The organism is Paenarthrobacter sp. YJN-5 (genome assembly GCF_015040095.1).
Taxonomy (GTDB): Bacteria; Actinomycetota; Actinomycetes; order Actinomycetales; family Micrococcaceae; genus Arthrobacter; species Arthrobacter ureafaciens.
In genome coordinates this window covers 4,147,584-4,159,718 of sequence record NZ_CP053544.1, presented here as the reverse complement: position 1 = coordinate 4,159,718, position 12,135 = coordinate 4,147,584, and the positions used below count along the sequence as shown (strand labels likewise).

At 64.2% G+C, this 12,135-nt stretch carries 11 protein-coding genes; 6 read left to right on the top strand and 5 right to left on the bottom strand.

Annotated elements, in window-relative coordinates:
• Window positions 1-22: 22 nt before the first annotated feature.
• Complete coding sequence (locus HMI59_RS19225) at window positions 23-940, bottom strand: LysR family transcriptional regulator (RefSeq protein ID WP_193592220.1); 918 nt, start codon at window positions 938-940, stop codon at window positions 23-25.
• Between the two features lie 145 nt (window positions 941-1,085).
• On the opposite strand from HMI59_RS19225, the gene HMI59_RS19220 reads away from it, so the two are divergent.
• Window positions 1,086-2,468 carry an MFS transporter gene (locus HMI59_RS19220; protein WP_193592219.1) on the top strand — a complete coding sequence of 461 codons (1,383 nt, stop codon included), beginning with the start codon at window positions 1,086-1,088 and terminating at the stop codon, window positions 2,466-2,468.
• Between the two features lie 4 nt (window positions 2,469-2,472).
• Entirely contained in the window at window positions 2,473-3,222 is a 750-nt protein-coding gene (locus HMI59_RS19215) for a 3-hydroxybutyrate dehydrogenase (RefSeq protein WP_166186889.1), read from the top strand.
• A gap of 102 nt (window positions 3,223-3,324) precedes the next feature.
• On the opposite strand, the gene HMI59_RS19210 is transcribed toward HMI59_RS19215, so the two are convergent.
• Window positions 3,325-4,764 (bottom strand): amino acid permease, encoded by a 1,440-nt coding sequence (locus tag HMI59_RS19210; protein WP_193592218.1) that lies wholly within the window; start codon window positions 4,762-4,764, stop codon window positions 3,325-3,327.
• 265 nt (window positions 4,765-5,029) lie between these two features.
• Here HMI59_RS19210 and HMI59_RS19205 point away from each other — a divergent pair, with 265 nt between their 5' ends.
• Window positions 5,030-5,830 carry an IclR family transcriptional regulator gene (locus tag HMI59_RS19205; RefSeq protein WP_062094797.1) on the top strand — a complete coding sequence of 267 codons (801 nt, stop codon included), beginning with the start codon at window positions 5,030-5,032 and terminating at the stop codon, window positions 5,828-5,830.
• 10 nt (window positions 5,831-5,840) lie between these two features.
• On the opposite strand, the gene HMI59_RS19200 is transcribed toward HMI59_RS19205, so the two are convergent.
• A complete protein-coding gene (locus HMI59_RS19200) occupies window positions 5,841-6,272 on the bottom strand; it encodes an SRPBCC domain-containing protein (protein WP_166186891.1) in 432 nt (143 codons plus the stop codon).
• Between the two features lie 229 nt (window positions 6,273-6,501).
• Between HMI59_RS19200 and HMI59_RS19195 the strand changes: the two genes are divergently transcribed.
• The 3 genes from HMI59_RS19195 to HMI59_RS19185 all read left to right on the top strand — a co-directional run bounded on the left by HMI59_RS19195 (window position 6,502) and on the right by HMI59_RS19185 (window position 10,257).
• Entirely contained in the window at window positions 6,502-8,223 is a 1,722-nt protein-coding gene (locus tag HMI59_RS19195; protein WP_193592217.1) for a urocanate hydratase, read from the top strand.
• 4 nt (window positions 8,224-8,227) lie between these two features.
• Window positions 8,228-9,820: a histidine ammonia-lyase gene (hutH, locus tag HMI59_RS19190; RefSeq protein ID WP_193592216.1), complete on the top strand. Its 1,593-nt coding sequence runs from the start codon at window positions 8,228-8,230 to the stop codon at window positions 9,818-9,820.
• A 188-nt stretch (window positions 9,821-10,008) separates the two neighbouring features.
• Window positions 10,009-10,257 (top strand): hypothetical protein, encoded by a 249-nt coding sequence (locus HMI59_RS19185; protein WP_021471144.1) that lies wholly within the window; start codon window positions 10,009-10,011, stop codon window positions 10,255-10,257.
• A 68-nt stretch (window positions 10,258-10,325) separates the two neighbouring features.
• Here HMI59_RS19185 and HMI59_RS19180 read toward each other — a convergent pair whose 3' ends face one another.
• Window positions 10,326-11,396 carry an IS110 family transposase gene (locus HMI59_RS19180; RefSeq protein ID WP_166184854.1) on the bottom strand — a complete coding sequence of 357 codons (1,071 nt, stop codon included), beginning with the start codon at window positions 11,394-11,396 and terminating at the stop codon, window positions 10,326-10,328.
• 456 nt (window positions 11,397-11,852) lie between these two features.
• Window positions 11,853-12,074 carry a hypothetical protein gene (locus HMI59_RS19175; protein ID WP_021471143.1) on the bottom strand — a complete coding sequence of 74 codons (222 nt, stop codon included), beginning with the start codon at window positions 12,072-12,074 and terminating at the stop codon, window positions 11,853-11,855.
• Window positions 12,075-12,135 lie beyond the last annotated feature (61 nt).

Sequence of the window (12,135 nt, the reverse complement as noted above, 5' to 3'; positions counted from 1 at the left end):
ATGTTTCCTCGAATTATTGCCACTAACTGTCATCTCGGCGCTGGGGGGAACGGCCCAGCAGCTCTTCGTGCCGGTTCTCCGTCTCCTCCCGCAAAGCATGCACGACGGCGGCCACCGCGGGGCGGCGCATGGACTCCGGCCGCAGGACCATCCAGTAGGGGAGGAGCTCGGCAAAATCTGCGGGAAGCAATCGCACCAGGTCGGGGTGCCGGTCGGCCATGAAGCACGGCAGGAAGCCGATCCCTGCCCCTGCCCGGGTGGCTTCCACGTGGACGAACACGTTGGTGGAACTCAGGCCGTCACGCATTGCCGGGACCAGCCTGCGGGGAGCGTCGAGGTCATCCACTTGCAGCATTGAGTCCACGAAGTACACCAGCTGGTGCTGCGTCAGCTCTTCGACGCTGGCGGGTGTTCCATGGCTGGCCAGGTACGCCCGCGACGCGTACATCCCCAAGCGGTAATCGCCAAGCCTGGTCGCTTCCGCCCGGTGCACCTGCGGCGTTCCCACCACCACCTCGATGTCCAGGCCGGATCGCTGCTGCAGTGCCCGCCGGGTCACCGTAACGATCTCCACGCTCAACCCGGGGTGCTCCTCGCGCAGCCGCGCCACTGCAGGTGCCGCGATATAGGCGCTGAAGCCATCGGTTGCGGTCATGCGTACGACGCCGGCAATGGGGTCGGGCGCGCGGTCGTCGGGTCCCAGCGCACTGACGGCGGATTCGATCCGCTCGGCCACCTGAACGGCTTCGGCGCCGAGCTCCGTGACCTCCCAACCGCCGGCAGCCCGGGCAAGGACACGGCCACCGAGCGCCTTTTCCAGCGCCGCTATCCTGCGCGAGACCGTGGTGTGGTTCAGTCCCAAGGCCTGTGCCGCCGTCGTGAACTTTCCCGAACGCGAGACGGCCAGGAGGATGAGCAGATCATCCGGATTTGGATTCATATCTGCAATTTTGCACATAGCAAGTGCCTCTTTGGTCATTGAGGCGCGCCGAATGTGCAGCAATACTCAGTGGAGCATTTCGTGTTGTGGATCACAGCGCGAACCAAGATAGGGCACTGTCAAAGAGGACACTGAGGAGATGGATATGAGCGTAGAGCAACGCTCCACATCAACAGCCGGGAACAACGGCAAAGGATCCGGGCTGAAGAAGATCGTGGCCGCGTCCATGGTGGGCACGGTGGTGGAATGGTACGAGTTCTTCCTGTACGCCACAGCGGCCACCCTGGTTTTCGGCAAGTACTTCTTCCCCAGCACCGGCAACGAGCTTGACGGCATCATCCAGGCCTTCATCACCTACGCCGTGGGCTTCGTGGCCCGGCCCCTGGGCGGGATTATCTTTGGGCAGATCGGCGACAAACTCGGCCGCAAGCCCACGCTGCAGCTGACAATCGTGATCGTCGGCGTCTCCACGTTCCTCATGGGCTGCCTCCCCGGCTTCATGGACATCGGCTACTGGGCCCCCGCCATGCTGGTGGCGCTGCGCTTCATCCAGGGCTTCGCGCTGGGCGGCGAATGGGGTGGCGCCGTACTGCTCGTCGCTGAACACAGCCCCAACAACTCACGCGCCTTCTGGTCCTCATGGCCGCAAGCCGCAGTTCCCGTGGGCAACCTCCTGGCAACGATGGTCCTCTTCATCATGTCCACCACCCTTAGCAGCGAGGCGTTCCTGGGCTGGGGCTGGCGCGTAGCGTTCTGGCTCTCCGCCGTGATCGTGTTCGTTGGCTACTACATCCGCACCCACGTCAGCGAGGCACCCATCTTCCTCGAAGCCAAGGCGCAGGTGGAGGAGTCCAAGGCCATCAGCTACGGCGTCGGTGAAGTCATCCGCAAGTACCCGAAGGGCATCCTGCAGGCCATGGGACTGCGTTTTGCCGAGAACATCATGTACTACCTCGTAGTGAGCTTCGCGATCGTCTACCTCAAGAGCGTGCACAAGTACGACACTTCATCGCTCCTGCTGGCCCTGCTGATCGCCCACGTCATCCACTTCCTGGTCATCCCGCAGGTCGGGCGGCTGGTGGACTCGTGGGGACGCAAGCCCGTGTACCTCGTGGGTGCCATCACCGGAGCAGTATGGCCGTTCTTCGCCTTCCCCATGTTCGACACCAAGAACGCCGTGATCATCGTGCTCGCCGTGACAATCGGGCTCTGCCTGCACGCCTTCATGTACGCGGGGCAGCCGGCCATCATGTCCGAACTCTTCCCCACCCGCATGCGGTACTCCGGTGTTTCCCTCGGTTCGCAGGTGACGTCCATCTTCGCCGGCTCGCTGGCACCGTTGCTGGCAACCCAGTGGCTCAAGGACACCGGCTCCTGGCTGCCCACCGCCATCTACCTGGTGGTCGCCTGCGCCATCACCGCCGTCGCCGTCGTGTCCTTGAAGGAAACCAAGGGCATCGCACTTCAGGACGTGGATGCAGCGGACGCTGAGCGCCACGGACTGGCCACCGCTACTTCGAAGGGCTGATCTGATGGATAACACCTTGAATGGCCGCAAGGCCCTGGTGACCGGAGGCGCGAGCGGAATCGGGGCAGCCTGTGCGCGGGCACTCGCCGCCCGCGGGGCCAAAGTAGTAGTGGCCGACGTCGACGCCGCCGGGGCAGGGAAACTCGCCGACGAGCTGGGCGGCACCGCGTGGGAAATCGACTTGCTCGACACCGACGCGCTCGCCGCGCTCAGCATCGACTGCGACATCCTGGTCAACAACGCCGGGATCCAGAAGGTTGCGCCCATCGAGGAGTTCGACCCCGCAGAGTTCCGGCGAATTGTGGCCTTGATGCTGGAAGCGCCGTTCCTGCTGATCCGCGCAGCCCTGCCGCACATGTATGCCAACGGTTTCGGGCGGATCATCAACATCTCCTCGGTCCACGGGCTGCGGGCCTCGGCGTACAAGAGCGCCTACGTTTCGGCCAAGCACGGGCTCGAAGGGCTCAGCAAGGTCACTGCCCTGGAAGGCGGGGAGCGCGGGGTGACGTCCAACTGCATCAACCCCGGCTACGTCCGCACGCCCCTCGTGGAGCGGCAGATTGCCGACCAGGCGCGGCTCCACGGCATCCCCGAAGCCGAGGTGCTCGCCAAGGTGATGCTCACGGAGTCTGCAGTGAAGCGGTTGGTGGAGCCTTCCGAGGTGGCGTCCCTGGCGGCTTGGCTGGCCTCCGACGACGCCGGAATGGTCACCGGCGCGAGCTACACCATGGACGGCGGCTGGTCAGCGAGGTAACCCCCGCACCCCCGCCCTTCACTCCCCGCGAGGTGACAGTTAATGCCAATGTTCGCGTCGAACATTGGCATTAACTGTCACGTCGGCGCGGGGAAGATGGGTTCAGGCCGTCTCGTCGACCAACTCGGCCCGGCGGAGGCCACCACCGCGGACCCACAGCTTGTAGGCCACGAACAAAAGGCCCAGCCAGGTGGCGCCCACATAGAGGGCAACGCGGGTGTCCTCGAAGACACCAAGGATCACGATCACCATGGCCATGAAGGCGATGGTCAGGATCGAGGCGACCGGCCACAACGGGGAACCGAATTCCGACGCCGGCAAGCCCTTCCGCTTGATCTCACGCTTCATGGCCACGTGTGATGCCAGGATCATGACCCACACCCACACCGTGGCGAACGTGGCGATGGAAGCGATCACCACGAACACGTCCTCGGGAATCATGGCGTTCAGGACGACGCCCACCAGCAGGATGCCACCCATCATCACCACGGTCATCCAAGGAACGCCATGCCGGGAAATCTTGCCGAAGCTCTTGGGCGCGTGGCCCTGCTGGGCCAGGCCGAAGAGGATGCGTCCGGCTCCGAAGATGTCGCTGTTGATGGCGGACAATGCTGCCGTGATCACCACGGCGTTGAGGATATGGGGTGCGGCCGGAATGCCAAGTCCGTCGAAGATCTGGACGAAGGGGCTGCCGCTGCTGCCGATCTCGTTCCACGGGAAGATGCTCATCAGCACTCCGAGGGTGAGGACGTAGAAGAGCAGCACGCGGACGGGAACGGTGTTCACTGCCTTCGGGATGACCTTCTTGGGGTCGGCGGCCTCGCCCGCGGTAATGCCGATCGTTTCGATCCCGCCGAAGGCAAACATCACGACGGCGAACGCGGCCAGGAGGCCCTCGAAACCGTTCGGGAACAAACCGCCGTGCTCCACCAGGTTCCCCAACCCCGGTGCCACGCCTCCGCCGTCGTTCCCTGACTGGAAGCCGAAGGCGATGATGGCTGCGCCGCCAACAATCATGGCGATAATCGCCACAACCTTGATGAGCGAGAACCAGAACTCGAGCTCGCCGAAGACCTTCACGCTCAACAGGTTCAGGGCACCGAGGAAGAGAATGATCGCCAGGATCCAGATCCATCTATCCACCTGCGGGAACCAGAAGCCCATATAGATGCTGAAGGCCGTGACGTCGGCGATGGCAACGATGGCCATCTCGAAGACGTATGTCCATCCCGTCACGAAGCCTGCGAACGGTCCGAGGTACCGGCTGGCGTACTGGCCAAAGGAACCGGAGACCGGGTGCCGGACGGCCATTTCGCCCAGGGCCCGCATCACCATGAACACCGCGGCACCGCCGATGATGTAGGCGAGGAGGACGGCGGGTCCGGCTTTTTGGATGGCCGAGGCCGAACCGTAGAAGAGCCCGGTGCCGATGGCTGATCCGAGTGCCATGAAGCGGATATGGCGGACGTTGAGGCCACGGCTGAGTGCCGAACCTGCAGCTTGGAGGGCAGGGGTCTCCACAGCCAGCTTGGTTTGTTGCATGGTAAAACCTTCTCGTCTTTGGGAGGGGATCGCTATCCAGCAGATCACTTTTAGCCCGCTTGTGATCGGATTCACGGCGGTTTGCTGTCTTCGATCGCAGACACCTGGGTAAATGCGCACATAGTCTGGTATCCCGGACGCGTCCCGGTCCCCAATGCTGGCCACGATGCCCGGAAGGGGAGCATCCTTAAGTACGGGATACCGGACAAGCAGGAACTTTCACCTCCTGAAGGAACCCCCAAGAACACCCGAGCAATGAGGCAACATGACATCCACGCCACTGGCAACCGGAAAATCCAAGGTCCCGGCCGCAGAGAACACCTTGCGCATCCTCAAGCTGCTGGCTTCCCGCCGCGGACCCATGGCGGCGTCGAACATAGCCACCGCGCTCGGCCTGCCGCGTTCCAGCGTGTACCACCTTTTGGGTGTCATGGAGGCCAACGGCTTTGTGCTGCACCTCCACGAAGAACAGCGCTACGGGCTGGGGATCAGCGCCTTCGAGCTCAGCTCGGCCTACTCCCGGCAAGAGCCCTTGTCCCGGCTCGGACGGCCCATGTTGGCCTCCCTTGTTGACGCCATCGGCGAGAGTGCCCACCTTGCCGTCCTCCACGGCCGCGACGTGCTGTACATCGTTGAGGAACGCGCCAAGAACCGCCCCAGCCTGGTGACCGACGTCGGGGTCCGGTTGCCCAGCCACCTCACCGCCAGCGGGCGGGCCATCCTGGCTGCGCTGCCGAAATCGCAGGTTCGTGCCCTGTACCCGAACGCTGCCGCCTTCACTTCGCGGCACGAAGTGGAATTTCCCATCATGAAGTACTCGGCCCTGTCGTCGCATTTGGACCAGGTCAGGCAGCGGGGATATGCCACCGAAAACGGCGAAGTGACACCGGGTTTCGGGTCCATCGCGGCTGCTGTTACGGACCATTTGGGATGGCCGACGGCGGCAGTCGCCGTGACGTTCCTGGAAGACAAAGTGCCGGCGGAGCAATGGCCCGTACTCGCTGCCCGCATCCGTAAGGCGGCCGACGAGTTGTCCGTCCGCATCCACGGCCGTCCGGCCGGTTGAGCTGAGCTAGCTAGCTCCGTGTTTCGCGTTCCACGATCTCCCGGAACGCTTCCAGCTCGCCGCGGAAGCTCCCGCGGTACGAGCCCAGGGAAAACAGCCGACCAAAGATTCCCGCGATGAATCCCCGGGTCACGAACTCCTGGTTCAGCCGTGTGCCCGCACCTTCAGGCACGAATGTCACATCAGATTCACCCTTCAGGATCGCGTTTCCGAAGCGCGTCCGGAGGTGTTTGGGGCGCTCGACGGCAAGGACTTCGGTGGGGCTTGCCATCCGCCCGAACCACACGGTGTACCGGCTGCCGGGCTGATCAACCGGACCAACACGGTCTGTCACGCGGGTAACCCCTCCGATCCACTCCTTGAAGCGGTCCGCATCCGTCCAGGTGGCAAAGACCTGCTCCGGCGGCGCTGCGATGAAGGTCGAAACCTTGTAAGTTCCCATGCGTTCAGCATGCTCTTCTTCACCCCTGAATTCGAGATCCCCCGCACAACCCAACTGGCTCGCATTAGGGGTTGTTCTGAGCCCTCAAAACAACCACTAATGCGAGCTAGTTGGGTCTGTAATACCGGACAGCACCCATCCAAAAGCCGTTCCACGAGCGGAACGGAGGGGCTCTACTGGATACAGAAGATCTTTCAATCACAAAGTTCCACCGAGAGAAGGAGCCACCATGGCACCCGCCGATTTCACAACAGGAGCCCGCCCGGTCAAAGCCGCCCGCGGCACGGAGCTCACCGCCAAGTCCTGGCAGACCGAAGCACCGCTGCGCATGCTGATGAACAACCTCGACCCCGAGGTCGCCGAGCGTCCTGACGATCTGGTGGTTTACGGCGGCACCGGCCGGGCCGTCCGTTCCTGGGATGCCTTCGACGCCATCACCCGGACCCTGGAAACCATGGAGAAGGACGAGACCCTTCTGGTCCAGTCCGGCAAGCCGGTGGGCGTGTTCCGCACCAACGAATGGGCGCCGCGCGTGCTGCTGGCCAACTCCAACCTGGTGGGTGACTGGGCAACGTGGCCTGAGTTCCGCCGCCTCGAGGCCGAGGGCCTGACCATGTACGGGCAGATGACTGCCGGTTCATGGATCTACATCGGCACCCAGGGCATCCTGCAGGGCACGTACGAGACCTTTGCCGCCGTCGGACGCAAGCTCGCTGAAGAGGGCCGCGTGGCGGCCGGGGCCGAGTCCGAGGGGCCGCTGGCCGGGACGCTGACCCTGACCGGTGGTTGTGGTGGCATGGGCGGCGCCCAGCCGCTCGCCGTCACGCTGAACGACGGCGCGTGCCTGATCATCGACGTCGACGAGACCCGCCTGCGCCGCCGCGCCGGCAAGCGCTACCTCGACGAGGTGGAAACCGACCTGGACACCGCCATCGCCAAGGTGCTCAAGGCCAAGGAAGAACGCCGCGGCTGGTCCGTGGGCTATGTGGGCAACGCCGCCGAGGTGTTCCCGGAACTGCTCCGCCGCCACAAGGCAGGCGAACTGACGATCGACATCGTCACTGACCAGACCTCCGCCCACGATCCGCTGTCCTACCTGCCCGAGGGCATCACGGTGGAAGAGTGGCACACCGAGGCTGCAGCCGACCCGGAGGGCTTTACCAAGAAAGCCCAGGCCTCCATGGCCCGCCACGTACAGGCGATGGTGGAATTCCAGGACGCCGGGGCCGAGGTCTTCGACTACGGCAACTCCATCCGCGACGAAGCCCGCAAGGGTGGCTACAGCCGGGCGTTCGAGTTCCCCGGCTTCGTCCCGGCCTACATCCGGCCGCTGTTCTGCGAGGGCCTTGGCCCGTTCCGCTGGGTGGCGCTCTCCGGGGACCCGGAAGACATCCGCGTCACTGACGAGGCCATCAAGGAACTGTTCCCCGAGAACAAGCACCTGCACAAGTGGATCGACGCCGCCGCCGAGCGCGTGGAGTTCGAAGGCCTCCCGGCCCGCATCTGCTGGCTCGGCTACGGCGAGCGCCATAAGGCCGGCCTGCTCTTCAACAGGCTCGTGGCCGAAGGCAAGGTCAAGGCCCCGATCGTGATCGGCCGCGACCACCTGGACTCCGGCTCCGTCGCGTCTCCGTACCGTGAGACCGAGGCCATGAAGGACGGCTCGGACGCGATCGCCGACTGGCCGCTCCTGAACGCCCTCACCGCGGCGTCTTCGGGCGCCACCTGGGTATCCATCCACCACGGCGGCGGCGTGGGAATCGGTCGCTCCATCCACACCGGCCAGGTCTCCGTGGCCGACGGCACCGAACTTGCTGCGGCAAAGCTGACCGCACTCCTGACCAACGACCCCGGCATGGGCGTCATCCGCCACGCCGACGCAGGCTACGAACGCGCCATCGAGGTAGCCAAGGAACGCGGCGTCCGCATCCCCATGAATGAAGGTAAGTAATCCCATGACAACTATCGCGAACGAACAACTCACCGTCACCCTTGGCTCCAGCGGCGTGACCCCGGAAGACGTCGTCGCCGTCGCGCGCCACGGTGCCAAGGTGACCCTTTCCCCGGAAGCCCTGGACACGGTTAACAAAGTCCGTGCGCACATCGACGGGCTTGCCACCAGCGACGTGCCCGCCTACGGCATCTCCACGGGCTTCGGTGCTCTTGCCAACCGCCACATCCCCAACGACCTCCGCACCCAGTTGCAGAAGTCGCTGATCCGCAGCCACGCTGCCGGCATGGGGCCCGCGGTGGAGCGGGAAGTCATCCGCGGCATCATGTTCCTCCGCGCCAAGACCCTCGCTTCCGGGCGCACGGGCGTCCGTCCCGTGGTCCTGCAGACCATGGTGGATGTCCTCAATGCAGGCATCACGCCGGTGGTCCGCGAGTTCGGTTCGTTGGGCTGCTCCGGCGACCTCGCACCGCTGTCCCACTGTGCGCTGGTTCTCATGGGTGAGGGCGAAGCAACAGGGCCCGACGGCGAACTGTACGGCGCCGAGGGTAAGGCACCTGTTGCTGAGCTGCTCTCGCAGCACGGCATCGAGCCGGTCACGCTCGCCGAGAAGGAGGGCCTGGCCCTCGTCAACGGCACCGAGGGCATGCTGGGAATGCTGCTCATGGCCATCGCCGACCTCCGTGTCCTCCTGGCGACCGCCGATGTCACTGCGGCCCTCAGCGTGGAGGCACTCCTGGGCACTGACCAGGTGTTCCTGCCCGAGCTGCACGCAGCCCTGCGTCCCCACCCGGGCCAGGCTGCCAGCGCGGACAACATGCTCCGGGTGCTGTCCAACTCACCGATCGTGGCTTCCCACCGGATCAACGACACCAAGGTCCAGGACGCCTACTCGCTCCGTTGCGCACCTCAGGTTGCCGGCGCAGTCCGCGACACCGTGGACCATGCCGCCTTGGTGGCTTCGCGTGAGCTTGCCGCAGCGATCGACAACCCGGTGGTCCTTCCCGACGGTCGCGTGACGTCCAACGGCAACTTCCACGGCGCGCCCGTGGCCTACGTCCTGGACTTCCTTGCCATCGCCGTTGCTGACCTCAGTTCCATTGCCGAGCGACGCACGGACCGCATGCTGGATCCGGCCCGTTCCCACGGCCTCCCGGCATTCCTTGCCGCGGATCCGGGCGTGGATTCGGGCCTGATGATTGCCCAGTACACGCAGGCCGGCCTTGTTTCCGACAACAAGCGGCTCGCTGTTCCGGCGTCGGTGGACTCCATCCCGAGCTCCGCCATGCAGGAGGACCACGTCTCCATGGGCTGGCACGCGGCCCGGAAGCTGCGCAAGGCCGTGGAGAACCTCCGGCGGGTGCTCGCCGTCGAACTGGTCACCAGCGCTCGCGCCCTGGACATCCGGACGCAGCTCTCCGACGGCGAACTCACCCCGGGTCCGGCGGGTACCGCCGTGATCGGAGCGCTTCGCGAAGTGGTGCAGGGGCCGGGTACGGACCGGTTCCTGTCGCCCGAACTGGAAGCGGCTGACCGCCTGGTTGGCTCCGGTGCGGTCCGCGCGGCCGCCGAATCCGCCGTCGGGGTTTTGGCCTGACGTCGAATAAAACGCTCATTTGAGCGGCAAATTTGTCACGCCCCGGAAATTGTTCGCAACGCAACGTCCGGGGCGTGGCAAATGTAGTAATACTTATGGTGTACGTCACGTCCGGCGACAACGGTGTCCCGGGCTTGACGGTCAAGTGAATAACTAACAGAGAACATCCACAAAGGGGTAGAAGTTCAATGAAGGCACGGGGAGCAGTACTTTCCAGAAGAAGCGCACACGCGGCAACGGTTGCCGACTGGAGGCAGCTGAAGGTCGGGGAGCGGGTGGAAGTCATCAAGTACGCCCACGTGATCGCAGCCGGTCTGGTGGAAGAGGTCTCCCTGAGCGGCAACGTGTTGTGGCTCGAGCATTCGGGACCCGGCGTCACCGAAGAGGGCAAGGAACTCTTCATGAAGTCCGACGGCGTGATCCTCCGCCGCGCCTAGAGCAGCCGCCTTCACCCAAGCACCCAAGCACCCAACTGGGTCGCATTACTGCGACTCTTCTATGGTTGTCAACGGAACGATGGCATGGGGCTGTTGGCGTTGAGTGTGCGGTAGATCCGTCGGGCGAGGTAGCGTTTGACGCACCGGCGGATCTCCTTTTTGGTACGGCCTTCTGCTTCACGTTTTGCTGTGTAGTTGATGGTTTCCGGATCGAACGCCATCCTGCTCAGGGCAGCCATGTGGAGGGCTTTGTTCAGGGTCCGGTCGCCTCCGCGGTTGAGCCTGTGGCGGACGGTATTTCCGGATGAAGCGGGAATGGGGTTGGCCCCGGCCAGGGAGGCGAATGCAGCCTCGGAACGTACCCGGCCGCGATGGGACCATGCGGTGAGACAAATGGCTGCGGTGACTGGTCCGAAGCCGGGTTCTTGTAGCAGGGGCGCGGCTTCGCTGATCTCGACGAGTTCGGTGATCCGGTTGCCGTTGGTTTTGATGTCCGCGTCAAGGTCGTTGATGCGCTTGGCGAGCCTGACGGCTTCGGAGCGGGCCACCGACAGGGCAAGGGGTTCTTCACGGGCACGCCATCTGGAGATCTCCAGGATCTGGGTCCCGGTCAAGGGCTTACGGGCATCGGCACCCAAATCGTTGACCCGCAGCAGCGCGGTCAACGCGTTCACGGTCCTGGTCCGGTCGGTGGTCATTGACTGACGTGCACTGACCAGGACCCGCAGGGCTGCGCGGACCCCTTCGTTCAACCGTGGCCGGCGCAGCTTGTCCTCTTCCAGGGAAAGGACTGTTGAAGCGATCCGGTGCGCGTCCAACGGATCGGACTTACCGATCCCGCGACGTGTCTTGGCATCCATGCGGGCGGCTTCGGCGACCTGGTAGCCGGCAGCTGCGACAGCCCCGGCCAGCACCGCACCATAAGAAGCCGCGCCCTCGATCACCCACAAAGTGGCCGGATCGGCCCCGGTCAAGCGCGCTACCCAGGCAATGGCACGGTCGATCCCGGCCCCGGTGGCCGGGAAATCCCGGGTGTCGATCCGTTCGCCGCTTGGCGCGGCAAGGATGGAATACACATGTTTCCTGGCGTGGGTGTCGACGCCGACGACAAACGGGTGGGAATACGCAACGATAGTCATAGCGGTTCTGGCACTTTCCTCATTTCGCGGACATGGTCAGGGCCGTTACGGGCCGGTACCAGTCCGGGTAGAGGTCACTTCGGAACAGCACTGTGACGAGTCACGCCCCCGCGCCGGGGGCGGACAATCTTCTGATCAAGTCACCGAGGTGGGCCGGGCAGGTACCGGCCGCCCACCCCGCAGACGGACAAGTCGCACTAAAGGCACACCCAAGACAGGGGGCCAAGCGTTTTGTGAGTCACGACCGCGGGGTGGAACGACCTGCACCCACTCTGCCAGCCAATCCCAGACCAGCCACCCCAATCCTCACAGCGTTTTGAACGCTCAAAACGCGCACAATTGCGACCTGGATGGGTGCCGCTTAACCGACAAAACCGGGGCCTGTCCCTTCCGCGGGTAGTAGTGCGGAAGGGGCAGGCCCCGGTTGTGTTTCGCTGCGAGCTGCTGAAGAGCGGCTCAGGCAGCGAGGACTTCGTGGGTCTGACCGAAGGGAACGGATTCGTCCAGGGCCACGGTGTAGGTGCCGGGCTCGTGCCGGGTCACCAGGATGCCGCAGTTGGCGTCTGCAGCGGCGCTCTCAATGAGGGCATCCACGGCACGGTCAAGTCCGTCGTGGATTTCGTCTGCCTTCGAAAAGGACAGGCGAATCTCGCGTTCTACTGTCGTAGCAGTGGTCATTTGGGGGCCTCCTCTTACTTGTCGCATGCGAGGGCGACCCGACAATCATAAAACCTTCAAG